Genomic DNA, 24,859 nt, shown 5'->3' on the forward strand with positions numbered 1-24,859 from the left:
ACGGCTGTCTATTGAAAAATAAGCGCACTCTTACACAGTTGCAGAACAATCGTCGGCAACTTCTTTCTTTATTCTTTGTATTAAACGTCTGTGGGATTCTGTAGGGCGTTTCCTAGGATGTCGCGATCCGCTGCCGAAAACCCTTGAGGCCGGGCTTTTCGGCTCCTTGCGTGTGCTCATGGGTGTTTCCACCCGTTCAGTATCTGAAATGCCGAGCTGAAAATTTCAGTGTTAGCATTCGGCCATACATCCACTCATCAAATCATATCCAGGCACATTCCCTGCGCTGTGTGTGCAGTTGTTTGCGCAATATCGAACTTACGAGCATCAGGTAAATAAAAATGACCAGTATTCATGATCAAGCGATGACCTATGTCTACCAACAAGTGCTGCAGCGATTGCTGAGTTTCTTTTCCCGTGCAGAACGCACGGCACTGCAGTTGTTGATTCAACGCCTGGGGTTTGCCGCCGGGGGCATGGAGCGCATAGGTGACTTCAAGGTGCTGGTGATCCAGTCCGGTTCTCGTGACAGTTGCTACACCCTGGCGTTGCTGCGCGCCGCACAATTGTCCATCGCCAGCCGGGCGCCGGCGACGTTCCATTTGCGGGTGGCGACCTTGCGCTTGAACGGCAGCAATCCGACTGCGCTGGAGAACATCCATCGCACCTGCAGCGCCTTGTTCGTCTATGACGATCCACGGGTTGAAGTGCTGATGGTCGATAACCGGGAAGTCCTGGCGCTCGATCACTCGGCACCGATTTCCCCGGCCGGGCACGAATCCAATCGGACGAACCTGCTGATGCTGGGGTATCGTCGGGTCTGGGACGGACCGCTTGATCTGTGGGATGACGGTTATTTGTCCACCGGTGAGTTCTACGGGCAAATAGCTCGCTGGAACCATGGCGTCGATGCCTGGGTCAGCGGCGACACGCCTCGCCAGCAGAAACAGTTTATCGAGGGTTTGAAACGCGCGGCCGCCAAGGCCGGACTTCAGGCCTCGGACCAGCATGAGCCAGGCTACGCCGGGTTGTTCGCGCTGCTCGAGGAGCTGGGCAACCAAGGCTATCAGCGGTTTTACACCGAGGATGGCCTGGATCCGTGGCGCCCGGCCGAACAGTTTGAAACCTGTCGTAGCGCAACGTTCATCGATATCCACGACATGCTGGTGAGCAATCTGGAGGAGCGTTGGCCATTGCTCACCGAATTTCTCGGATTCCAGGCAGACGAGCTGGCGGCGCAGCTCAGTGACAACGAATACATCAGCTTTCCGGTTTCGGCGCATCTGCGAGGGCTGCAGGCCTGTTTCCTGCAGGGTCGCAGCTACGAGGCGGGCGTCGTCGAGTACCTGCAACAGACCTTGGTGATGATGTGCCGCAAGCAACTGCCGGACCGCTTGTGCGAATTGGCGGAGGAGGTATTTGGCGATCCGGCGATCCTGGCGGATCTGCGTGCACGGGCGACGGCCGAGGCACAGTGCAGTCTGGGTCTTAGCGAAGTGCAATTGGTGTGTCTGCTGTTTGCGCCTTTTGCTGACAATGCCGCGAACCTTGAACGTTTTCTGCGTCAGTGCCACCCCGGCATGTTGGTGGCCATGCCGGAGTTGCACCGGGCCATGAAGGGGCATCCGGTCGCGGATCAGGTCAAGCAATGGATGGTCGACGTCAGCGGCTTGCCGGTCAATTTGATTGGCAAGCTCTATCGCATGGGGCCGGCGCCTGCAAATGAGAGCAGGGCCTTTGAATTGGCGACCTGTGATCCGGACGTGGAAGCCGGCAACGACAACACCTCCATGACCGCTCCCCTGATGCCACGTGAGACGTGTCGACATGCCTTCGCTCCCTTGCCATGAAAGGCCCCCTACGGTTATTCGCTCTCGCGCCATTTGAGCGCCGAATGGCAAAGCGCCGGGAGAATTGTTCAGTCTCCAGGCGCTGCATACGCAACATCTGCGTTCGACAGCGATCACGACCTCTCCACCGCGCCGGGCTTGTTGGGGGAGGCGTTGTGCCAGGCGTCGATCGACAGAGCAGGGCTGTTCGGGATTTATAACATTGCGCTTGAATCGAGTCGGGATCGATAACGTCGCGCTGCGGTCAAACTGCCAGTAAACTGCGTTCCAATTCCTGAACCACTCTATTCCAGAGGTTTTGCATGACACTCAGTCATTTTGCGGGTAAACCGGCACCGGCAGAATTGTTGGTCGACATCCCGCGACTGGTAACGGCGTATTACACCGGCCAGCCTGATGCCGCCATTTCGACCCAACGCGTGGCTTTCGGCACGTCCGGGCACCGAGGCAGCTCCTTCGACCTGAGTTTCAATGAATGGCACGTGCTGGCGATCAGTCAGGCGATCTGCCTGTATCGCGAAGCCCAGGGCATCGATGGTCCGCTGTTCGTCGGCATCGACACCCATGCGCTGTCCACGCCGGCCGGCGCCAGCGCCCTGGAAGTGCTGGCCGCCAACGGGGTGACGGTGATGATCGCCGAAGGCGACGAATACACGCCGACGCCGGCCATTTCCCACGCGATTCTTTGCTACAACCGCGGACGCACCTCGGGCCTGGCGGACGGCATCGTCATTACGCCGTCCCACAACCCGCCGCAAAGCGGTGGCTACAAGTACAACCCTACCAACGGTGGCCCGGCCGATACCCACATCACCAAGTGGATCGAAGCCAAGGCCAACGAACTGCTGGGCAACAAGCTCGCCGGCGTCAAACGCATCAGCTACGAGCAGGCGCTGAAGGCCAGCACCACTCATCGTCACGACTATGTGAACACCTACGTCGCCGACCTGATCAACGTGATCGATTTCGATGCGATCCGTGATGCCAAGCTGCGTCTGGGTGTCGATCCGTTGGGCGGAGCCGGGGTGCGCTACTGGTCGGCGATTGCCGAGCATTACCGCCTGGATCTCGATGTTGTGAACAAGCAGGTTGATTCGACCTTCCGTTTCATGACCGTCGATTGGGATGGCCAGATTCGCATGGACCCGTCGTCCACTCACGCCATGCAGGGCCTGATCGGTCTCAAAGAGCGTTTCGACGTGGCGTTTGCCTGCGATCCGGACCACGACCGTCATGGCATCGTCACCCCCTCCGGCGGTCTGCTGGCGCCGAACAACTACCTCGCGGTGTCCATCGATTACCTGTTCCAGAACCGTCCGCACTGGCGTGCCGATGCGGCCGTGGGCAAAACCGTGGTCAGCAGCGGCCTGATCGATCGCGTGGCCAAGCGCTTGGGCCGCCGTCTGTACGAAGTACCGGTCGGCTTCAAGTGGTTTGCCGATGGTCTGTTCGACGGTTCCCTGGGTTTTGGTGGTGAAGAAAGCGCCGGTGCATCGTTCCTGCGCAAGGATGGTGGCGTGTGGAGCACCGACAAGGACGGCTTGATCCCGGCGCTGCTGGCAGCCGAAATGACCGCCCGCACCGGGCGCGATCCAAGCCAGGCCTATCGTGCCTTGACCGACGAATTGGGCGAACCGTTCTCGGTGCGCGTCGACGCCAAGGCCAATCCGGAACAGAAAGCCCTGCTGAGCAAGCTGTCGCCGGCGCAGGTCACGTCGACCGAACTGGCTGGTGAAGCGATCCAGAGCATCCTCAGCCATGCACCGGGCAACGACCAGGCGATTGGCGGTTTGAAGGTCATGACCGAAAACGGCTGGTTCGCGGCGCGTCCATCGGGCACCGAGGACATCTACAAGATCTATGCGGAAAGCTTTGTCAGCGATGAGCATCTGAAGCAGTTGGTGGCTGAGGCCCAGACCCTGGTGGATGGTGCTATTTCCGCGAAATAAGTGATGGCCTGTAGTGAGGGGACTTACCCCGTCACCACAAAAGGGCTAAGCGAAAAAAAGGGGGGCGACCATTCACGGTCGCCCCCTTTTTTTATTGCGTGTGGTTTGGAGGTCACTTCATTTTCGACTCAGACGCGGTCTCGTGTAGGAGCTGGCTTGCCAGCGATGGTCGTTAACGATAACGCGTATGAACTGAATAAACGCGGCGCACTTGAGTCTATCGCCAGCAATCGAGCGTCGACCGGCCGTTCCTACAGTTTTCCGGGATTGCGTGAAGAACCCTTTTTTTGCCCGACAGTTAATGGATCAGGCCAGATCCACCAACACGATTTCACTGTCCTCAACGGCGGTCACTCGCAGTACCTGCTCATCGGCCACCGCAACACCGTCTCGAGCTTGTGCACGCAAGCCATTGACCTCAATGGCACCCGTAGCCGGCACCAGGTAGGCACGGCGGCCATGGTCCAGATGGTACTCGGCACTTTCACCGGCCTTGAGGTTCGCCGCCACCAGTCGCGCATCGGCTCGAATGCGCAGGCTCTGATCGTCGCCGGCCTTGCCGCTGGCCAGAGTCACGAAACCTTCGCGCTGGCCTTTGGGGAAGGGTTTTGCCCCCCAGGACGGCGCCAGGCCCGATTCATTGGGGATGATCCAGATCTGGAAGATCTTGGTCGGTTTCGCTTCCAGGTTGTATTCGCTGTGGGCGATGCCGGTGCCGGCGCTCATGACCTGCACGTCACCGGCCTCGGTACGGCCCTTGTTGCCAAGGTTGTCCTGGTGGGTAATCGCACCTTCACGCACATAGGTGATGATTTCCATGTCCCGGTGCGGGTGCTGCGGGAAACCGGTGCCGGGGGCGATCACGTCATCGTTCCATACCCGCAGGTTGCCCCAGTTCATGCGCTTGGGGTCGTAGTATTCGGCGAACGAAAAGTGGTGATGGGCATCCAACCAGCCGTGGTGCGCGCCACCGAGCGAGTTGAAAGGTCTGAGTTCAAGCATGATCGTCTCCTGAAAAGGTTCGTCATGGGGCAGGGTGCCTGGGCCACGTGGCGAGACCGGTGGTTGATGACGGGCATCATCCTTCAGCCAACGATCGAGAAAAAGCGTAAAAACTGCCTCATAAACATCGAACAATTTGATATGAAACAACCTGGAAACGTTCTTATCCAACATTCAATTCAACGCATAAGCCAATGAACCGAAAGCATTTCACTAGAACTCAACGGCAAATGCAGACACCATAGCTTCCACTGCCTCGAACCCTGGAGTCCGTCCGCGTGTCGCAACACACCCCCGATCTTCCACCCGAACTTCGTCCACTGGCCGAGATGCCGCTGCTCAAGCGCCTGGCCGCGCGTTTTTTTGGTCACGGCCTGACGCGCCTGCGCGCACAACACCGTGCCTCCTGGCTGCACGGCCAGGCGGACGGCTTTCGCAGTGGTCACACCGCAGGCGTGGAATACGGTTACAAGGAAGGCAAGCTTGAGGGGTTGGAAGAGGGCCGGCAGGTCCTGCTGATCCGTGACTCGCGCTCGACCGAGCATCGCCCGCCCAATATCGATGATCATCTGTTTGACGATTGGCGCCTGCCGCTGACCGCCGACATCAAGAAGCGCATGAAAGCCGACGTCGCCCGCCTGCTGCCGGCCCACGCGCAACCCAGTGCCGCCCAGTGGAAGATGATTTTCAGCGACACGCCGTCAACCTCGGTGATCGCCGGCGCCGGTGCTGGCAAGTCGACGACCCTGGTGCTGCGTATTGTGCTGTTGACCCATTACCTGGGGTTTGAGCTGGATTCGATGACGGTGGTGACCTTCACCCGCGAGTCGCGCAAGGACTTCATCAACAAGCTGATCGAACTGTTCGCGCTCTGGGGGCGGTCGCTCAGTTTCAAGGAGGCGCGGGATCTGGTGCGCACCTTCCATTCGCGGATCCTGCCGATGGTGCGCAGCCTGCCAGGCTTCGAACGCCTGCAAGCTTTCGAAAACCTCAGTCTGCGTGCATCCAGCGGTGATGAAGAGGTGGACAGCAATCCGTTCGACCTGCGCATCAACGATGCCCAGCGCCAGCAACTCAACGCCTGCTTTCACGCCTTGCATACCCGAGACGAGCGCTTCCGCGAATTGATCAGGCCGTTGTCACGCCACGCCTTGCAACTCAAGGAGCTGGAGCGCGATCATCCGGATGTACAAAAGCGCATGGCGGTCACTGAGCTGGCGGCCAAGCGCGATGAAGAACTGTGCGACACGATCGAGGACCTGTGGTTTCGCGCCGAGGCCTGGCCGATCAAGGGCATCGAACCGAGTCGCCAGACTTTCGATATCAATGGCTCGGTATTCCATTGCCATGGCTACATCCCATCCCTGGATGCCTGGGTGGTACTGGGGTTCGATCCCCGGGAGAATGCCCAGGTCACTCGCCCCAACGCCAAGTTGACGGTGCGCGCCGAATGGGCGTTAAAGCGCACCCTGTTTCAAGCTTTCTGTCGTAAACCATTGATATGGCTGGATAGTTACGAATCGTCCAGGCGTGTACTGGCGTCACTCGCCGGCGACGCCAGCGCCGGGCCAGGCTTCGAATACAAGGTCAAGGGCGAGTTGGCCGCAGCACCGTTGCTGGATTGCTTTGTTGCGGCGGCCGGATTCATCGAGAACCTTGGCCTGGACGTGCCCAACGCCGTGAGCCAGATGAGTTTCGCCAAGGACGACCCGGACCGGTTTTTCTTCGAGGCCCTGAGCCTGTACTGGCGCGCCCTGGAAGATCATCTGCTCGATCAGAAACCGCCGATCATGACCTACAACCGGATGTTTGCCCTGTTCAGCGAGCATTCCCCGGAGAATCTCAAGCTGCTGAGCGATGAGCTGTTGCGGCCGCTTTCGCACCTGATGATCGACGAATTTCAGGACGTATCGCCGCAAATCGTTTCCTGGATCCGCGCCAGCCTGAGTGAAATCCGTAGTCGCGGTCCGAGCATGCACGTGGGACGCGGTGCCCAGCGCTCATCATTGCTCTGCGTCGGCGACGACTGGCAATCGATCTATGGGTGGCGTGGCAGTTCTCCGAGCTACTTCATGGAGTTCAACAAGGAGTTCTCCTCGCCGAGCACCACCAAAGTCATGCTCAGCGACAACTATCGCAGCCACCAGCACATCATCGATGCCGCCGAACACATTGTGCGGGCCGCACCGGCGATTGCCGGCAAAAAGGCGAAGGCCAGCGGCGAGCCGAAGGATTTGCTGCCGGTCAACGTTCTTGATCGCGACGATCCGGGCATGGCCAGGCGCCTGATCGAGCACTATCGCCAGGGCGATTCAATCTTGATGCTTTATCGAAAAAGTAGCGATAAGTCATTGATAGAAGAGCATATTAAGTCTGTAGTTAATGTTGATTCTAGCTTGCCCCAGGCAGCACGACGCCTTAAGCAACTGACCTATCACAGCGCCAAGGGGCTGCAGGCCGACGCGGTGTTCCTGCTTGGCGATTGCCAGCACCTGACCAGTTCGCCTTACAAGAATCAGGTTTACCGCATGGCGGGACTGGGCAAGCCCGGCGACAGCGAGCCGTATGACAATGCGCAGAAAGACGAAATCCTGCGTTTGGCCTATGTGGGCATTACCCGGGCGGTGAGTCATTGCTACTGGTATGTCGATGGGCAGGATACACAGGCCGCCAACATGCCCAAGGCCTCCGATCGGATTGGCAAGGGCAAGGCGTTTTTTGCCGATCATCGCCAGGGCAGATGAGGAAACTGTAGGAGCGAGCCTGCTCGCGATGGATTCAAGAGCGCCGCGTTTAACCAGTGAACACGCGTTATCGTTAACGACCATCGCGAGCAAGCTCGCTCCTACATACAATCAATCGGACTCAGGCATAACTCCTGAGAGTCTCCGGCGGAATGAACGCTTCCAGCTCATCCTCCACCGCTTCGATTATTCGCTCGACATCGGCGGCATTCATGACCGTCGCACAAGGAATACCGGCAATGGCGATCATGGTCTCGCCACTGGCCCGATCAAACAGACGGGCAATCATGCTGCCCGGGGCATCCATGCTCGCCTCGAATCCCATGGGATGAAAATGCCAGCGCATCAGCTGGCAGGCATTTGGAAATGTGACCTTGCTGAACCCTTTATTCATATGTTGCCCGCCTTCTTCATCGAGCGCTTCCCTTAGCTCACGTTAGGAGGGAAGAACCTTCATTGGCTCAACCAGTAACAGAATTTAAAAGTAGCATCCGGTTGTGAAAAAAATGTGCTTTTTTCAGTTCGTTTGGCGATTGCCGTATTTGTTTTGATTCAGGTCACCGTTCCAGCGCGGCTCGCCCAGCCAGGCAGCCATTGAAGCGGGCGGGAAACTTCGGCAAGCTCGGTTTTTTTTCGTCGAGACCCTTATGCACGCCGAGGATGATGGTCCGCAGCAAACCCAGGCCACGGGCGAGACGGTCATGCGGTATCACTTGTGCTGGAAACACCGGGATCTCGACGGAGTCATGGCGTTGTATCACCCCGAGATTCAGTACAGCGACTTTTTCCAGAACCGCGTGATGGGGCTGGACGAATTGCGTGATTACGTAGGCAACAGCATGCCCCGCGATCCGGATGAAGCACTGGAACACTCGGACCGCATTCGCCTGGACGGTAATACTGCGTTCATTCAGTACCGCATAACCCTGCGCGGCGGGGAAGGCCTGGTGTCGTTTCGCGCCAGCGAGGCCATCACCGTGAGGGACGGACTGATCTGGCGGGTCAACGAGTACGCCTCGCTGGTTCACGAGCAAGCAACCGGCAGAACCATCGGCACGCAGCGTCCGGCGGTCAGTCGCCTCGGCTTGTCGCCGCGCCAGTTGAGCTTCATGGCCAACGATTTGCAGCAGTATTTCCAGCGTCAGCAACCCTATCTCGACCCTGAACTCGACCTGCAACGGGTGGCCAGGGAATGCGGGTACAGCCGCAATCAGATTTCCTATCTGCTCAATCAGGTGCTTGGCCAGAGCTTCTATCGCTACGTCAACCAGGCCCGCCTGCAACACCTGCTGGCAGCGCTGGAAAACGCCACGCCACCGTGGCGCATCGATGAACTGGCATTCGCCGCGGGCTTCAATTCGCTGTCGGCGTTCTACAGTTGTTTCCGCCAGCACACCGGTCAGTCGCCCAAGGCCTACGCCAAACAAATTTCTTTGCGTGCACGCGCGCAAGACAGCCTCTGAACCCACGCACTAGGATCAACTCCATCGAAGTTTGAGTGGCGGAGTCTTGCATGCCGGCGTGGCGCAGTATCAGTTTGTGGATGGACCAACTCGACGAGCCGCTATTGGCACGTCCGGCGCTGGAACAGGATCTGGACATCGACGTGGCAATCATCGGTGCCGGTTATACCGGGCTGTGGACCGCGTACTACCTCAAACGTCAGGCACCGCAGCTGAACATTGCCATTATCGAGGCGCAGACTGCCGGTTTTGGTGCCTCGGGCCGCAATGGCGGCTGGCTGATGGGTAATCTGTTAGGCGAAGACCGGCTGCTGGCCGGCCTGTCACCGGAGCAGCGCCGGGCGTCCTATGACTTGTTGCACAACATCCCCGATGAAGTGCGAGTTGTCCTCGAGCGCGAAGGTATCGACTGCGATTTGCGCAAAGGCGGGGCATTGTATTGCGCCGCCCGCTACCCGGAGCAGGAAGCCAGCCTTCGCCTCTATCTGGACAAGCTCTACCGCCAGGGCCTCAACGAAAACGATTACCGCTGGCTCGGCCCGGAACAACTGGCGCAACAGATTCGTATCGCCAAACCCTATGGCGGCATCCATGCGCCCCATGTAGCGACCCTGCACCCGGCGAAACTGGCGCGCGGCCTGGCACGCACGGTCGAGCGCATGGGGGTCAGGATCTACGAAAACAGCCCGGTCACCCAATGGCACTCCGGCAGCCTGCGCACGGCACAAGCCTCGGTGCGCAGCCGCTGGGTGGTGCCGGCGGTGGAAGGTTATGCCGTCACGCTGCCACCGCTGGGGCGTTATCAGTTACCGGTACAAAGCCTGATCGTCGCCACCGAACCGCTGTCCGCCGCCACCTGGGACGAAATCGGCCTCAGTCAAGGGCAGGCTTTCGGTGAAAGCAGCCGTCAGGTCACTTACGGCCAGCGTACCACCGACAACCGGCTGATCTTCGGCGCCCGGGGGGGCTACCAGTTTGCCGGTCGATTGCGCCATGACTTCGACCTGACCAGCAGCGAAATTGAGTTGCGCCGGTATCTGTTCGGCGAGCTGTTCCCGCAACTCAAGAATGTGCGCATCAGCCATGGCTGGGGCGGCAACCTGGGCATGTCCCGGCGCTTCCAGCCGCACATGCTGTGCGACCGGGCCAGCGGTATTGCCTTGTCCGGCGGTTATGGCGGGGAGGGCGTCGGTGCCAGCAACCTGGGCGGGCGAACCCTGGCGGACCTGATCCTGGAGCGCGATACCGAGCTGGTCCGCCAGCCGTGGGTCATTGCCCAGGGCGGGCTCGACGCACTCAAGGCATGGGAACCCGAGCCGTGTCGCTGGCTCGGCTACAACGCGATCATCCGCAGTTTCGTTCACGAAGATCAGACCCTGGCCAATCCGGTCAGCGCGCCCTGGCGACGCAAACTCGCCAGCGGAATCGCGGGGTTCATGGAAGGTTTCATGCAGTAAAACGGCGCGCTCTTCAACTACAGGCTTTATCGACAGGTACTCCCATGAGCATCACGCAATTCAAGAACACCACAACCATGAAGCTTGAAGAATCGAACCCGGTCACCGTGCCATTGGGTACGCCCGTGGCCGTGGCTTCGACTACCAGCGTGGAGCGCGACGATGGCGTCGAAACCGGCGTCTGGGAATGCACGCCCGGTCGCTGGCGGCGGCAGATCGTCGCCCAGGAGTTCTGTCACTTCATCCAGGGCCGTTGCACCTTCACTGCGGATGACGGCGAAACCCTGCACATAGAAGCCGGCGACGCACTGATGTTGCCCGCCAACACCCTCGGGATCTGGGATATCCAGGAGACCGTGCGCAAGACATACGTTTTGATTTTTTGATTATTTGATTGCCTGCCAACAACAAAAAACCCTACAGGAATCGACTCATGCTCCGAAAAACAGTGACCCTGTTACCCCTGATGCTCGCCGCTTCAATCAGTCAGGCGGCGGAAACCGTCAAGATTTACAACTGGTCGGATTACATCGCGCCGGACACCACGAAGAACTTCCAGAAAGAAACCGGCATCGCCTTCACCTACGACGTCTACGACAGCAACGAAACCCTCGACGGCAAGTTGATGACCGGCAAATCCGGTTACGACGTGGTGTTCCCGTCCAACCATTTCATGGCGCGGCAGATCGAAGGCAAGGCGCTGTTGAAGCTCGACAAGAGCCAGTTGCCGAACTGGAAGAACCTCAACCCGGTGTTGCTCAAGGCCTTGCAGACCAACGATCCGGGTAACGAACACGGCTTCCCGTACCTGTGGGGCAGTACCGGCATCGGCTACAACATTGCCAAGGTTAAAGCGGTGCTGGGCGATAACGCCCCCGTGGATTCCTGGGACCTGATCTTCAAGCCGGAAAACATGCAGAAACTGCAGAAGTGCGGTGTGGCCATCCTCGATAACGGCCCGGAACTGCTGCCCGCCGCACTGAACTATCTGGGGCTGGCGCACCACAGCAAGAACCCGGAAGACTACAAGAAGGCCGAAGCGCTGCTGATGAAAGTCCGGCCTTATGTCAGCTACTTCCACTCGTCCAAATACACCAGCGACCTGGCCAACGGCGATATCTGCGTGGCGGTCGGGTTCTCCGGCGACATCCTGCAAGCGGAAAATCGCGCCAAAGAAGCCAAAAACGGCATCGACATCGGCTATTCGATTCCCAGGGAAGGTGCTGCGATCTGGTTCGACATGGTCGCCATGCCCGCCGATGCCCCGGATGAGAAGGCCGGTTACGCCTTCATGGACTACCTGCTGCGCCCGGACGTGATGGCGAGCATCAGCAACCATGTGCACTACGCCAATGGCAACGAGCAGGCGGACGGCCTGATCGACCCGGCCATCAAGAACGATACCAAGGTTTACCCGAGCCCCGAGATGATGGGGAAATTGTTCGCGCTGGAAGCGATGCCATTGAACATCGACCGGATTCGTACCCGGGTGTGGAACAAGATTCGCACCGGCAGCTGACGAGCGGTATCAGGCCATCGGGAAAGGGTGTCCCGATGTGCCATCAGCCGGCTGGCTCGAACGTACAACGCATTTGCCCCGAGCCAGGGATCTGCAACAGGGGCTCGTTATCGGTTTGCCAAAAGCTGTAGCTACCCCGCAAATCCTTGCCGATGTATTGACTTGCATAATCGTTCGGCACCTGGATAAGCGTGGCAGAGGTGTTCGCCCATTTCAGGTACACCACGCGCGGCTCGACATTGAAGAAAGTGGCGGCAATCAATGCGTTCAATCCTGTGCAACGAAAGGCCACGGGGCCATCGGTGAGCCTGCTTGGATCCTTGGTCCTGGCAATGGCCGAACCCTGGCGAAGCTGGTGTGCGCGTTCGGCATAACTGCGGATCGTGCATGCCTTGGGCTCTGCCTTGGTGGCACATTGATTGCGCGCGTCGACCCAGAAGCGCTGTTCGATCTCGACCTTGTCGGGACGCGGCACCGAATGATCGTCCGTGAGCGCCAGGCGATAAAGGCGTGTCAGTTCGATCTCCATCTGCTTGAGCTGTGGGTCGCGACAGATCAGCTTCTCGACGGATGCGCTGGCCCTGGCACAGTCGAAGCTGGTTGCCAGGACCGTAGTCGTCCCGGCATTCGCACAATTGCTCATTAGCGCACCAGCGCTGGTGGCGATGAGAGCGGTCAAAAAGGGCGTGACCATTTTCATGTCGGCTTCACCCGGATCATTTCGTGAGGCCCGTGGTGCAAGGCAATCCATCGAGCCCTTGCACCGTCATTCGTTCATAGGCTGTATCGCAGTTTAAGGCAGTGTGCAAAACCTGCCACACCGGGGAGGGTTCCAAAGGGACGACAACGCCGGTTGTGTAGCCTTTCTGGAGCTGAAATCGCTATTGCCCGATGGTCATTCGTTACCTGTAATGGCCTCTTCACGAGCCTGCTCGCGAAGAACGATAACTCGGTATTCAGAGGTGATCACTTCATTGAAATGTTTAACAGATTAAACATATATAGTCGGACGATTCAACGCCCAGAAACTTACCTGTATTTAATAATTAAATTGTCGATTGTCCGACAATAACTCCCGTCCAATGTTTTTTAACTCAATACTTTCTGGGCACGCCCATTGTTTACGGGCACAGTCCTGAAATAGACAAATTTGACGTCAAAAAAGTAGTGGACGTTTGATTTCTGATTGTGTCAGTTTTCCTATGCCTTCAATGGGCGAGTGATAGGACGATCTCGCCAGGGATCGTCGTAATCTGACAAAAACTGTTCCATAGCTAAACAAGGAAGTGTGTTTATGTCGAAAGTAAAAGATCACGCTATTGATTCCGCCGAACAGGTGCTGCTGCCACTGTCAGCATTGGCGGCAAGTAGTTCTGCATTCAATCAAATCAATATTTTCAGCCATCAGTATGATCGGGGTGGCAACCTCACGGTCAATGGCAAACCCTCGTTCTCCGTCGACCAGGCAGCCAACCAGTTGCTACGCGACGGCGCCGCTTACCAGGACAAGGACGGTAGCGGCAAAATCGAACTGACCTACACCTTCCTGAATTCGGCATCGTCGAGCACGATGTACAAGCACGGGATTACCGGGTTCAGTCAATTCAGCGCGCAGCAGAAAACCCAGGCCGTGCTTGCCATGCAATCCTGGGCCGACGTGGCCAGCGTCACCTTCACCGAGAAGGCCAGCGGCGGCGACGGTCACATGACCTTCGGCAACTACAGCGGTGGTCAGGAGGGTGCGGCGGCGTTTGCCTACTTGCCTGGCACCGGGGCCGGTTACGACGGGACCTCCTGGTACCTGGTCAACAGCAGCTACACGCCCAACAAGACGCCGGACCTGAACAACTATGGCCGGCAAACCCTGACCCACGAAATCGGCCACACCCTGGGCCTGGCCCACCCCGGCGACTACAACGCCGGCGAGGGTTATCCGACCTACAAAGACGCCACCTACGGGCAAGACACCCGCGGCTACAGCGTCATGAGCTATTGGAGTGAAAGCAACACCAGCCAGAACTTCAGCAAGGGCGGCGTCGAAGCCTATTCGTCCGGTCCGCTGATGGACGATATCGCCGCCATTCAGCAGCTCTACGGCGCCAACACCACGACCCGCACCGGCGACACTACCTACGGTTTCAACTCCAACACCGGCCGCGACTTCCTGAGCGCGTATTCGTCGGCGGACAAGGTGGTGTTTTCGGTCTGGGATGCAGGCGGCAAGGACACCCTGGACTTCTCCGGGTTTACCCAGAACCAGAAGATCAACCTCAATGAAGCGTCGTTCTCTGATGTTGGCGGCCTGGTGGGTAACGTCTCCATCGCCAAGGGTGTCACCGTCGAGAACGCCATTGGCGGGTCGGGCAACGACCTGCTGATCGGCAATAACGTGTCCAACGAGCTGAAGGGCGGTGCCGGTAACGACATCCTTTACGGCGCTGGCGGCGCGGACAAACTGTGGGGCGGCGCAGGTTCGGACACCTTCGTGTTTGCCGCCAGCAGTGACTCCAAGCCAGGTGCGGTCGACCAGATCCTCGACTTTGTCAGCGGTCTGGACAAGATCGACCTGACCGGCATCACCAACGGCGCAGGCCTGCACTTTGTCAGCGCCTTCACCGGGGCAGTGGGCGATGCGGTGCTCAGCACGTCGGGCGGCAACAGTTTGTTGTCGGTCGACTTCTCCGGGCATGGCGTGGCTGATTTCATGGTCAGTACCGTGGGCCAGGCGGCGTATTCGGACATCGTGGCTTGATGTGAGACGAACAAGGAGGGCGGCGCTCGATGCGCCGCTCTCTTACCGTAAGCAGGGGGGCGGCCCGGAGTATAGAAAGCTATGAGGCACAGCGCCTTTTCCCGCAAGGCAAGCGCGTGGCTACTGGCAGCGCTGATGATGTTTTTTGGAGAGGAAACCATGGCAAACAGTCTGAAACTGGCGGATCCGTCAGAATTGGCCGGCAATTGGCTGGCTACGTTGAACGCCGCGCAAGACACGGACAAATCACCGCTCGTCGCTTCGAATGAATGCTTGATCGACCTTCTGCCAAACCAGACCCTGGGCGCTGGCGCGGACTGTTTCACTTCCTGGCTCGGGGAGCAGGCGATCGGCTGGTTTCCTGAACCGGACGGCATCGCAATCACCGGCAATGAGGGCTCGAAAATCCTGTTCCTCAGCCGCCAGTACGAAGGGCTTTATCAAGGCACTTTGCAGTCGGGTCGGATCATTACCCTCAAGCGGCCGATGGGTTTGCCGCAAGGCGGTCCATCGCCAGCCGCCGATACTTTATCGATCACAAAACTGTGTTCGTTACTTGTAACCGATAACGGGCAAACAATGTCTCGACACTGTGCAGACAGTTAACTGGAACCTCGCCCACGCGTGGCGATAAATATCAGTTCAGGAATAACCAATGAAGATGGCGAAGGCCCCAGCCACTGCACCATTAATCAAGGCACTGGGGGACTATAAGAGCATCTTGGTCAGTGTCGGTTGCTTTACCGCCCTGATCAATATTCTGATGTTGGCGCCCTCTATCTACATGCTGCAAGTCTATGACCGGGTACTGTCTTCGCAGAATGAAACAACGCTGGTCATGTTGTCGCTGATGATTGTCGGGTTCTTTGCCTTTATCGGTTTACTGGAAGCTGTTCGCAGTTTCATCGTTATCCGTATCGGCAGTCAGTTGGAGCGCCAATTCAATCTGCGGGTCTATCGGGCGGCGTTCGAGCGCAACCTGTTCAAAGGCGAAGGCAATGCGGGACAGGCGCTGGGGGATCTGACACATATTCGCCAGTTCGTCACCGGCCCTGCGTTGTTCGCGTTCTTCGATGCGCCGTGGTTCCCGGTGTACCTGTTGGTGATTTATTTGTTCAACATCTGGCTCGGCGTTTTTGCCACCGCAGGGGCACTGTTGCTGATTGCGCTGGCCTGGCTGAATGAGTCCATGACCAAAAAACCGCTGGGTGAAGCCGCCGCGTGCTCCCAGCAATCCAGCCAGTTGGCCACCAGCCATTTGCATAACGCCGAAACCATTCAGGCCATGGGCATGCTGGGGGCGTTGCGCAACCGCTGGTTCCAGATGCATTCACGCTTCCTCGGCCTGCAAAACCAGGCCAGCGACACGGGCGCCGTCATCAGTTCCTTGAGCAAAACCCTGCGCCTGTGCCTGCAATCGTTGGTGCTGGGCCTTGGCGCGTTGCTGGTGATCAAGGGTGACATGACCGCCGGGATGATGATTGCCGGCTCGATCCTGATGGGCCGCGTGCTGAGCCCTATCGATCAGTTGATCGCCGTGTGGAAGCAGTGGAGCGGCGCCAAGCTGGCTTACCGCCGTCTCGACGCCTTGCTGCAAGCCTTCCCGGCGGGCGACGAGGCCATGGCGTTGCCGGCGCCGAAGGGCCAGATCACCTTTGAGCAGGTCAGTGCGGCGCCTCCGGGGCAACGGGCGGCGGCCCTGCACCTGGTCAGTTTCAGCCTCGCAGCGGGTGAGGTGATGGGCGTGCTCGGTGCTTCCGGTTCCGGTAAATCCACACTGGCACGGGTACTGGTGGGTGTCTGGCCGACGCTCGGCGGTACGGTGCGGCTCGACGGTGCGGACATCCATCGCTGGAACCGCGACGACCTCGGGCCTTACATCGGTTACCTGCCGCAGGACATCGAGTTGTTCAGCGGCAGCATCGCGCAAAACATCGCGCGTTTTCGCGAGGCCGATCCACAAAGCGTCGTGGCCGCCGCGCAGCAGGCCGGGGTGCATGAACTGATCCTGCGCCTGCCGCAAGGGTACGACACCGTACTCGGCGAAGACGGCAGTGGCCTTTCCGGCGGGCAGAAACAACGGGTGGCCCTGGCCCGTGCGCTGTACGGTCAGCCGAGCCTGGTGGTGCTGGATGAGCCGAACTCCAACCTCGACACCGTGGGTGAAGCGGCGTTGGCCAGCGCGATTGCGCAAATGAAGGCCCAGGGCACCAGTGTGATTCTGGTGACCCATCGTTCCTCTGCGTTGGCCCAGGCCGACAAGTTGCTGGTGCTCAATGACGGGCGCTTGCAGGCATTCGGGTCGAGCCAGGACGTGCTCAAGGCGCTCTCGGGGGCTCAGCAAGCACAACAAGAAAAAACCGCGCAAGCGCCGGGCGGGCTCAGCATGAGCTGGCAGTCTCAGCCCGCGACAAGGAGTTCGGGCGTATGAGCCACAGCCAGGTTAACCCTCAAGACGAAGCGACGATGGAGCAGGACTACCTGGCTGGACAGCCTGAACGCGACGCGCGTTACTTCGCCCGCCTGGGCTGGATACTGGCGCTTGTCGGCGCTGGCAGTTTCTTCACCTGGGCCAGCCTGGCACCCCTCGATCAGGGCATACCGGTACAGGGCACAGTGGTGGTTTCGGGCAAGCGCAAGGCCGTGCAGTCAATGAGCAACGGCGTGGTCAGCCAGATTCTGGTGAGCGAAGGCCATCGGGTGAAACAGGGGCAGCCGCTGTTCCGGCTCGACCAGACCCAGGTCGCCGCGGACGTGCAATCGTTGCAAGCGCAGTACCGCATGGCCTGGGCCAGCCTTGCCCGTTGGCAAAGCGAGCGGGACAACCTCAAGCAGGTGAATTTCCCCGCCGAGTTGAGCAACGATCCCGACCCGCGTCTGGCGCTGGTGCTGGAAGGCCAGCGCCAGTTGTTCAGCAGCCGCCGCGATGCACTCGCCCGCGAGCAGGGCGCTTTGCGCGCCAGCATCGAAGGCGCTGGCGCGCAACTGGCCGGCATGCGCCGTGCCCGCAGCGACTTGAGTGCTCAGGCCGATTCCCTGCAACAACAGCTAAGCAATCTGACGCCACTGGCGGAAAACGGCTACATCCCGCGCAATCGGTTGATGGAGTACCAGCGGCAACTGTCGCAAGTGCAACAACAGTTGGCAGAAAATCTGGGGGAAAGCGGCCGGGTGGAGCAGGGCATTGTCGAGTCCCGCTTGAAGCTGCAGCAGCATATCGAGGAGTACCAGAAAGAAGTACGCACCCAACTGGCCGAAGCGCAGCTCAAAAGCGTGACGCTGGAAGAACAGTTGACCTCCGCCGGGTTCGATCTGCAGCACAGCGAGATCATCGCCACCGCTGACGGCATTGCGGTCAATCTGGGTGTGCATACGGTCGGCGCGGTGGTGCGTCAAGGCGACAACCTGCTGGAGATCGTGCCTCAGGACACGCGCCTGGAAGTGGAAGGGCGCCTGCCAGTCAACCTGGTGGACAAGGTCGGTCCGCATCTGCCGGTGGATATCCTGTTCACCGCCTTCAACCAGAGCCGTACCCCGCGTGTACCCGGTGAAGTCAGCCTGGTCTCCGCCGACCAGTTGCTCGACGAGAAAACCGGCGCACCGTACTACGTGCTGCGCAGCAGCGTCAGTGACCAGGCCATGGAGAAACTCAATGGCCTGGTGATCAAGCCCGGTATGCCGGCGGAAATGTTCGTGCGTACCGGTGAACGTTCGCTCCTCAATTATTTGTTCAAACCGCTGCTCGACCGGGCAGGCTCCGCGTTGACCGAGGAATAAGGATGTTCGGCTGTATGAATAAGCTTTCGATGCTCGGGGCGACGTTGATGTTGTTCGCGGGCAACCCGGCCGTGGCGGCCATGGGACCGTTCGATATCTATGAACAGGCATTACGCAATGATCCGGTATTCCTCGGCGCCATCAAGGAACGCGATGCAGGCCTTGAGAACCGTGCCATCGGCCGTGCCGGGCTGTTGCCAAGACTGGGTTACAACTACAACAAGGGTCGCAATAGCTCCAAGGTCACCTGGCTCGACGAGCGCAGGCAAAACCAGAGCGATGACCGCAACTACAGCAGTTACGGCTCCAACCTGACCTTGCAACAACCGTTGCTCGACTACGAGGCCTACGCGGCTTATCGCAAGGGCGTCGCGCAATCGCTGTTTGCCAATGAAAACTTTCGTGGCAAGAGCCAGCAATTGCTGGTGCGCGTGCTGGAAAACTACACCAAGGCGTTGTTCGCCCAGGACCAGATCGATATCGCCCAGGCCAGGAAAAAAGCTTTCGAGCAGCAGTTCCAGCAGAACGAGCAGTTGTTTCGCCAGGGCGAAGGTACTCGCACCGACATTCTTGAAGCCGAATCGCGCTACGAACTGGCTACCGCCGAAGAAATCGAAGCGCGTAATGAACAGGATGCATCTCTGCGCGAACTCGGCGCGCTGATCGGCGTGCCGGCGATCGACATTGCCGACCTTGCACCACTGGATCAAAACTTCCAGACCTTCACCCTGCAGCCAGCCAATTACGACACCTGGCATGAGATGGCCGTGGCCAACAACCCCAACCTGGCTTCCCAGCGCCAGGCGCTGGAAGTGGCGCGCTACGAGGTCGAACGCAACCGGGCCGGGCACCTGCCCAAGGTCAGTGCCTACGCCACGGTGCGTCAGAATGAGTCGGAAAGCGGCAATACCTACAACCAGCGCTACGACACCAACACCATCGGCATCGAAATCAATGTGCCGCTGTACGCCGGCGGTGGTGTTTCTGCATCGACCCGTCAGGCCAGCCGCGCGATGGAACAGGCCGAGTACGAACTGGACGGCAAGACCCGGGAAACCCTGATCCAGTTGCGTCGCCAGTTCAGCGCCTGCCTTTCGGGGATCAGCAAGCTGCGCGCCTATCAGAAAGCCCTGGTCTCCGCCGAAGCGCTGGTGGTGTCGACCAGGCAAAGCATTCTGGGCGGCGAGCGGGTCAACCTCGATGCGCTGAACGCCGAACAACAGCTCTACACCACCCGTCGGGACCTGGCCCAGACGCGCTACGACTATCTGATGGCCTGGACCCGGTTGCATTACTACGCCGGCACCTTGAGCGAGCAGGACCTGGCCAGGGTGGATGAGGCCTTCGGCCAGGGGCCGAGGGCGCAGTAGCTATTAAAAACAGTGTGGCGAGGGCTCACACAATGCCTGTCTGTCAAGCAATTGAACACCGCAGCCTCTGTAGTAGCGCGTTTTAACCAAGAGGAATTGAGGCAAGGCTTCCAGCAACAGGGATTCAGGCAACACAACTAAGGACGGTAGCTCGATGAATAACAAGTACAACAATCTAGCTTTGCTCTGCGCGTTGGTCACACTGGGCACCGCACACGCGGCACCCTACGTGGAAAACGGCAGGACAGGCGATCCCGCAAGCTGGCGCAGCACAGAATTCAACGCCGACTGGGGCCTGGGGGCGATCAACGCGCAGGATGCCTATGCGGCCGGTTACACCGGCAAAGGCATGAAACTGGGGATCTTCGACCAACCGGTATACGCCTTGCACCCGGAATTTTCCGGTGCCAATAAGGTCATCACGCTGGTGACCAGCGGCATCCGTGAATACACCGATCCGTACATTCCGGTCAAAGCCGGGGACGCCTTTCTTTATGACGGTTCGCCCTCGGTAGGCTCCAACGGCAAACTCGGTGCTCACGGTACCCACGTTGGCGGGATCGCCGCCGGCAGCCGTGATGGCGGGCCGATGCACGGCGTCGCCTTTGGTGCGCAGATTATCAGCGCCGACAACGGCGACCCGGGGCCGGAAGACGGTATCGTACGCGGCAACGACGGCGCGGTGTACAAGTCAGGTTGGGACGCCCTGATCGCCAGCGGCGCGCGGATCATCAACAACAGCTGGGGCATCGGCATTACCGACCGCTTCGACCTGGGAGGTCGAAACCCGGCGTATCCGCACTTCACCGCGCAGGACGCACAACTGCAGTTCAACGAGATCCAGACTTTGCTGGGGACCAAACCCGGCGGTGCCTACGACGGCGCCATCGCGGCGGCCCGCAGCGGCATCGTGACGATTTTCGCCGCTGGCAACGACTACAATCTCAACAATCCGGACGCCATCGCCGGCCTCGGCTACTTCGTCCCCGAGATCGCGCCGAACTGGATGACCGTCGCGGCCTTGCAGAAGAACCCGGACACCAACAGCCCCGAGCTCTACAACATCAGCACCTTCTCGTCGCGCTGCGGCTACACCGCAAGCTTCTGCGTGTCGGCACCGGGCAGCCGGATCTACAGCTCGATCATCAGTGGCACCCATGCCGCTGATCTGACCAGCGGTTACGCCAATTACAACGGCACCTCCATGGCGGCGCCGCATGTTGCCGGCGCCGCGGCGGTGTTGATGGAGCGCTTCCCGTACATGACCGGCGCGCAAGTCGCCAGCGTGCTGCGCACCACCGCCACCGACCTCGGCGCACCCGGCGTCGATTCGCTGTATGGCTGGGGCATGATCAACCTGCGCAAAGGCATCGACGGCCCGGCGATGTTCGTCACCGAGCAGGACATTCCCGAAGAGTTCCGCATCGACGGCGCCTACGGCTCCAGCCAGTTCGTCGCGGACTTGCCGGGTATCGGCGCGATCATCGACGCCGGCAAACCCACCGAGCGTGTGTGCAACGACGTGCACTGCGGGCTCGACGTCTGGCGTAATGACATTTCCGGCCACGGCGGTCTGACCAAGCAGGGCATTGGTACGCTGGTGCTGACCGGCACCAACACCTACGCCGGCCCGACGCTGGTCAATCAGGGCCGATTGGCCATCAACGGTTCGCTGCTGTCGGCCGTCACCGTCAATGACAATGGCATCCTCGGTGGTAACGGCAGCATCGCGGCACTCACTGCGAAAAGCGGCGGTACCGTAGCGCCCGGCAATTCCATCGGCACTTTGCAGGTGACGGGCGACGTGACCTTCGAGCCAGGCTCGACTTACGCCGTTGAGCTGTCGCCCACCCGCAGCGACCAGATCATTGCCGACGGCAAGGCCGCCATCGAAGGCGCAACGGTCAGCCTGTCGCTGGAAAACAGCCCAACACTGCTGACCACCGGCGAGGCGAAAACCCTGCTGGGCAATCAGTACAACATCCTGCAAGCCGTTGGCGGGATCGAAGGGCGTTTCGGTGCGGTGTTGCCGGATTACCTGTTTATTGGTGGCACCCTCGACTACACGGCGGGCGGCATTCAATTGGCGGTGGAGCGCAACGCGACCTCATTCGCGAGCACCGGCCGAACCCCGAATCAAAGGGCCGTGGCCGCTGCCGCCGAGCAACTGGGCGCAGGCAATCCGCTCTATGAAGCATTGCTGCTGTCGCCGACCGCCGCTGTCGCGCAACAAGCGTTCCAGCAACTCTCCGGTGAAATTCATCCGGCAATCGGCACGCTGCTGATCAACGACAGCCGTTACCTGCGCGATGCTGTCGGCGAACGTCTGCGCGAGCGTGATCTGTTCGACGCCACGGCACCGACCGATGAGCGCAGCAACGCCTGGCTCAAAGTGCTCGGCGCCTGGGGCAAGAGCGATGGCGGGCATGACAACGCCAGTTCCAACAGCTCCATTGGCGGGTTGCTGGCCGGTGTCGATGGCTTGCTCACTGAAGGTACGCGGCTGGGTTTCGTCACCGGTTACAGCGACAGCTCGTTGAGCATGGGCGATGGCACACATTCGCAGGCTAAGGTCGACAGCTATCACTTGGGCGCCTACCTGGGCCATGAAATCGATGCGCTGCACCTGAGCGTCGGCGGTGCTTACAGCTGGCATCGCATAGACGTCAAACGCGACCTGCAATTCGGCGACGTCAGCGGCAAGCAGAAATCCAAACGCGATGCGACCACCGCGCAACTGTTCACCGAAGCGGCGTATCGCCTGGACTTGCAACCGCTGGCGCTGGAGCCGTTCGTCAACCTGGCCTACGTGCACCTCAACAGCGACAGCTTCAGCGAAAAAGGAGACGCCGCCGCACTCAAGGGGGGTGAAAACAACCGCGATGTGGTGCTCTCGACCCTCGGCCTGCGGGCGAGCAAAGCCATTGCGCTGTCCGATCAGCAACAACTGGAACTGTCCGGCACGCTCGGCTGGCAACACAACCTCAGCAGCATACGTTCCGAAGACCACCTGGCCTTCGTCAACGGCAACACAGCGTTCAGCGTGCAAAGCGTGTCCATGGACCGCAATGCCGCGGTGGTCGGTGCTCGCGCTGGATGGGCGCTAGGGCGCGATACCCGTTTGAACATGGACTACAACGGAGTGCTCGGCTCCCGGGAAAAAGACCATGGAGTGGGCCTGACCCTGGACTGGCAGTTCTGATTTGACGCAAAGGAAGCAACAACATGGGACTGTTTGATTACAAAAAAGCCGGCAGTGCGGCTGGCAAGGCGTTGTACTCCGACGCGATCGCGCTGACCCTTTACGCGTACACGCCCACCGGTCAGCCACTGCCGGCGACCGCCTGGGCGCCGATTGGCGCCGCGGCCTTGGGCTATCAGGGCAAGGTTGGCGCCCAAGGTACCTTCCATGGCGAGAAGGACGGCTTCACCAGCGCCGAAGCCGAAATCCTCGGTAAATACAACGGGGCAGGGCAACTGATCGGCCTCGGCATTGCCTTCCGTGGAACCGGTGGCCTGGGCTACAGCAACACCTTTAACGACATGAAAAACAGCCTGCTGGCCGCGGTCGGCCCGGTGGATTACGCGACGAACTACGCGAAAAACGCCTTCGACACCTTGCTCGAAAACGTCGCCACGTTTGCCATCGCCCACGGTCTGAGCGCCAAGGACGTGCTGGTCAGCGGGCACAGTCTCGGTGGGTTGGGGGTCAACAGCCTGGCGGAGTTGAGCGGTAATAACTGGGGCGGTTTCTTCAAGGACGCCAACTACATCGCCTTCGCCTCGCCGACCCAGAGCGCCACCGGCAACAACGTGCTGAACATCGGTTACGAGAATGACCCGGTGTTTCGTGTGCTCGACGGCAGCACTTTCGGCAGTGGCTCGCTGGGCAAGCACGACGGTCGTCAGGAGTCGGCGACCAACAACATCGTCAACTTCAATGACCAGTACGCCTCCACCGTGCAGAACCTGGTGCCCTTCAGCATTCTCAATCCGCTGAGCTGGTCGGCCCATGGATCGCTGGGTTACGCCGACGGACTGAACCGGGTGATCGACTCGGCCTTCTATGACCTGACCGGGAAGGATTCGACCCTGATCGTCTCCAACCTGTCGGCGTCGTCTCGCGGCACCACCTGGGTCGAGGACCTCGGGCGCAGCGGCGAGCCGCACACGGGCAGCACGTTTATCATCGGCACCGACAGCAATGACCTGCTCAAGGGCGGTCTCGGCAATGACTTCATCGAAGGCCGGGACGGCGACGACCGTTTCCGCGACGATGGCGGCTTCAACATTCTGTTGGGCGGCAAGGGCAACAACACGTTCGAACTGCTCAAGCCTCTGCAGAATTTCAGCTTCGCCAACGATGGCGATGGCACGTTGTTCGTGCGTGACGCCTATGGCGGCATCAGCATGACCCGGGACATCGGCGCGCTGGTGAGCCAGGAGTCCGGATCATGGTGGAGCGCCAAAGACATCACCTGGACCGTCACCGGCAACGGCCTGAAAAACGGCAATGAACTGACCCACTACAGTCATTCGCTAAACGGTGATGCCCTCGGCAACACACTGTTGGCCGATGTCCGGGGCGACTGGCTGTTCGGCAACGGCGGCGATGACGTATTACGCAGCGACAAGGGGCACGTGACCTTCGTCGGCGGCGATGGCAACGACGTGATGCATTCCACCGGAGACGGCGGCAATACCTTCCTGTTCAGCGGCGCATTCGGATTTGATGCGATCAACGGTTACCAGGGCAGCGACACCCTGGTGTTCATGGGCGTTGAAGGCGCGGGGCAGGGCTATGACTACCGACAGCATGCCTCCCAGGCCGGTCAAGACACGGTGCTGAAGGTTGGCGACTTTTCCGTGACCCTGGTCGGGGTGGTGCTGGATAACCTGTCGACTTCCGGCTTTGTGTTTGCCTGACAGATTTTTTGTAACAGCACGGGAGGTTCCGGGGCACCCCGCGATCGAGG

At 59.7% G+C, this 24,859-nt stretch carries 16 protein-coding genes and 1 pseudogene; 14 read left to right on the forward strand and 3 right to left on the reverse strand.

Features of this window, described 5'->3' with window-relative positions; all coding sequences use genetic code 11:
* Positions 1–341: 341 nt before the first annotated feature.
* Both PMI31_RS13755 and pgm read left to right on the forward strand, forming a co-directional pair.
* Positions 342–1,850, forward strand: coding sequence for a hypothetical protein (locus PMI31_RS13755; RefSeq protein ID WP_008018661.1), 1,509 nt, complete (start codon positions 342–344; stop codon positions 1,848–1,850).
* Positions 1,851–2,152: 302 nt separating this feature from the next.
* The gene (pgm, locus tag PMI31_RS13760) at positions 2,153–3,799 is read left to right on the forward strand and encodes a phosphoglucomutase (alpha-D-glucose-1,6-bisphosphate-dependent) (RefSeq protein ID WP_008018662.1); all 1,647 of its coding nucleotides are present in this window, start codon (positions 2,153–2,155) and stop codon (positions 3,797–3,799) included.
* A 306-nt stretch (positions 3,800–4,105) separates the two neighbouring features.
* On the opposite strand, the gene PMI31_RS13765 is transcribed toward pgm, so the two are convergent.
* A complete protein-coding gene (locus tag PMI31_RS13765) occupies positions 4,106–4,801 on the reverse strand; it encodes a pirin family protein (protein ID WP_008018664.1) in 696 nt (231 codons plus the stop codon).
* Positions 4,802–5,079: 278 nt separating this feature from the next.
* Here PMI31_RS13765 and PMI31_RS13770 point away from each other — a divergent pair, with 278 nt between their 5' ends.
* A complete protein-coding gene (locus PMI31_RS13770; protein ID WP_008018665.1) occupies positions 5,080–7,545 on the forward strand; it encodes a UvrD-helicase domain-containing protein in 2,466 nt (821 codons plus the stop codon).
* 121 nt (positions 7,546–7,666) lie between these two features.
* Here PMI31_RS13770 and PMI31_RS13775 read toward each other — a convergent pair whose 3' ends face one another.
* Entirely contained in the window at positions 7,667–7,939 is a 273-nt protein-coding gene (locus PMI31_RS13775; protein WP_008018666.1) for a DUF1652 domain-containing protein, read from the reverse strand.
* A 253-nt stretch (positions 7,940–8,192) separates the two neighbouring features.
* On the opposite strand from PMI31_RS13775, the gene PMI31_RS13780 reads away from it, so the two are divergent.
* From PMI31_RS13780 to PMI31_RS13795, 4 genes are read left to right on the forward strand one after another with little or no spacing between them, the layout of a single operon-like run.
* On the forward strand, positions 8,193–9,008 hold the full coding sequence (locus PMI31_RS13780; RefSeq protein ID WP_008018667.1) for a helix-turn-helix domain-containing protein: 816 nt from the start codon (positions 8,193–8,195) through the stop codon (positions 9,006–9,008).
* A gap of 50 nt (positions 9,009–9,058) precedes the next feature.
* On the forward strand, positions 9,059–10,465 hold the full coding sequence (locus PMI31_RS13785) for an NAD(P)/FAD-dependent oxidoreductase (protein ID WP_008018668.1): 1,407 nt from the start codon (positions 9,059–9,061) through the stop codon (positions 10,463–10,465).
* A gap of 44 nt (positions 10,466–10,509) precedes the next feature.
* Positions 10,510–10,851: a cupin domain-containing protein gene (locus PMI31_RS13790; protein WP_008018669.1), complete on the forward strand. Its 342-nt coding sequence runs from the start codon at positions 10,510–10,512 to the stop codon at positions 10,849–10,851.
* A gap of 47 nt (positions 10,852–10,898) precedes the next feature.
* Positions 10,899–11,984, forward strand: a complete 1,086-nt coding sequence (locus PMI31_RS13795) for a polyamine ABC transporter substrate-binding protein (RefSeq protein ID WP_008018670.1) — start codon at positions 10,899–10,901, stop codon at positions 11,982–11,984.
* Positions 11,985–12,027: 43 nt separating this feature from the next.
* Here PMI31_RS13795 and PMI31_RS13800 read toward each other — a convergent pair whose 3' ends face one another.
* A complete protein-coding gene (locus PMI31_RS13800) occupies positions 12,028–12,684 on the reverse strand; it encodes a lysozyme inhibitor LprI family protein (protein ID WP_043302371.1) in 657 nt (218 codons plus the stop codon).
* A 594-nt stretch (positions 12,685–13,278) separates the two neighbouring features.
* Here PMI31_RS13800 and PMI31_RS13805 point away from each other — a divergent pair.
* From PMI31_RS13805 to PMI31_RS13835, 7 genes and pseudogenes are all read left to right on the forward strand, one after another.
* Entirely contained in the window at positions 13,279–14,736 is a 1,458-nt protein-coding gene (locus tag PMI31_RS13805; protein WP_008018673.1) for a serralysin family metalloprotease, read from the forward strand.
* A gap of 81 nt (positions 14,737–14,817) precedes the next feature.
* A pseudogene (locus PMI31_RS13810) lies at positions 14,818–15,219 on the forward strand (AprI/Inh family metalloprotease inhibitor); the annotation flags it as partial.
* A 172-nt stretch (positions 15,220–15,391) separates the two neighbouring features.
* Entirely contained in the window at positions 15,392–17,167 is a 1,776-nt protein-coding gene (locus tag PMI31_RS13815) for a type I secretion system permease/ATPase (RefSeq protein ID WP_008018676.1), read from the forward strand.
* 35 nt (positions 17,168–17,202) lie between these two features.
* Positions 17,203–18,513 carry an HlyD family type I secretion periplasmic adaptor subunit gene (locus tag PMI31_RS13820; protein ID WP_443217001.1) on the forward strand — a complete coding sequence of 437 codons (1,311 nt, stop codon included), beginning with the start codon at positions 17,203–17,205 and terminating at the stop codon, positions 18,511–18,513.
* Positions 18,514–18,515: 2 nt separating this feature from the next.
* On the forward strand, positions 18,516–19,883 hold the full coding sequence (locus tag PMI31_RS13825) for a TolC family outer membrane protein (RefSeq protein ID WP_008018679.1): 1,368 nt from the start codon (positions 18,516–18,518) through the stop codon (positions 19,881–19,883).
* A gap of 154 nt (positions 19,884–20,037) precedes the next feature.
* Entirely contained in the window at positions 20,038–23,085 is a 3,048-nt protein-coding gene (locus PMI31_RS13830) for an autotransporter outer membrane beta-barrel domain-containing protein (RefSeq protein WP_008018680.1), read from the forward strand.
* A gap of 23 nt (positions 23,086–23,108) precedes the next feature.
* The gene (locus PMI31_RS13835) at positions 23,109–24,809 is read left to right on the forward strand and encodes a polyurethane esterase (RefSeq protein ID WP_008018681.1); all 1,701 of its coding nucleotides are present in this window, start codon (positions 23,109–23,111) and stop codon (positions 24,807–24,809) included.
* Positions 24,810–24,859 lie beyond the last annotated feature (50 nt).

The organism is Pseudomonas sp. GM55, from assembly GCF_000282395.1.
Taxonomy (GTDB): Bacteria; Pseudomonadota; Gammaproteobacteria; order Pseudomonadales; family Pseudomonadaceae; genus Aquipseudomonas; species Aquipseudomonas fluorescens_CC.

Bases quoted from the DNA above. Each gene is read 5' to 3' on its own strand.
- PMI31_RS13765 (WP_008018664.1), bottom strand. From the start codon at position 4,801: ATGCTTGAACTCAGACCTTTCAACTCGCTCGGTGGCGCGCACCACGGC.
- PMI31_RS13775 (WP_008018666.1), bottom strand. From the start codon at position 7,939: ATGAATAAAGGGTTCAGCAAGGTCACATTTCCAAATGCCTGCCAGCTG.
- PMI31_RS13800 (WP_043302371.1), bottom strand. From the start codon at position 12,684: ATGAAAATGGTCACGCCCTTTTTGACCGCTCTCATCGCCACCAGCGCT.
- PMI31_RS13790 (WP_008018669.1), top strand. From the start codon at position 10,510: ATGAGCATCACGCAATTCAAGAACACCACAACCATGAAGCTTGAAGAA.
- PMI31_RS13780 (WP_008018667.1), top strand. From the start codon at position 8,193: ATGCACGCCGAGGATGATGGTCCGCAGCAAACCCAGGCCACGGGCGAG.
- PMI31_RS13755 (WP_008018661.1), top strand. From the start codon at position 342: ATGACCAGTATTCATGATCAAGCGATGACCTATGTCTACCAACAAGTG.
- PMI31_RS13805 (WP_008018673.1), top strand. From the start codon at position 13,279: ATGTCGAAAGTAAAAGATCACGCTATTGATTCCGCCGAACAGGTGCTG.
- PMI31_RS13795 (WP_008018670.1), top strand. From the start codon at position 10,899: ATGCTCCGAAAAACAGTGACCCTGTTACCCCTGATGCTCGCCGCTTCA.
- PMI31_RS13825 (WP_008018679.1), top strand. From the start codon at position 18,516: ATGTTCGGCTGTATGAATAAGCTTTCGATGCTCGGGGCGACGTTGATG.
- PMI31_RS13820 (WP_443217001.1), top strand. From the start codon at position 17,203: ATGGAGCAGGACTACCTGGCTGGACAGCCTGAACGCGACGCGCGTTAC.
- PMI31_RS13785 (WP_008018668.1), top strand. From the start codon at position 9,059: ATGCCGGCGTGGCGCAGTATCAGTTTGTGGATGGACCAACTCGACGAG.
- pgm (WP_008018662.1), top strand. From the start codon at position 2,153: ATGACACTCAGTCATTTTGCGGGTAAACCGGCACCGGCAGAATTGTTG.
- PMI31_RS13835 (WP_008018681.1), top strand. From the start codon at position 23,109: ATGGGACTGTTTGATTACAAAAAAGCCGGCAGTGCGGCTGGCAAGGCG.
- PMI31_RS13815 (WP_008018676.1), top strand. From the start codon at position 15,392: ATGAAGATGGCGAAGGCCCCAGCCACTGCACCATTAATCAAGGCACTG.
- PMI31_RS13830 (WP_008018680.1), top strand. From the start codon at position 20,038: ATGAATAACAAGTACAACAATCTAGCTTTGCTCTGCGCGTTGGTCACA.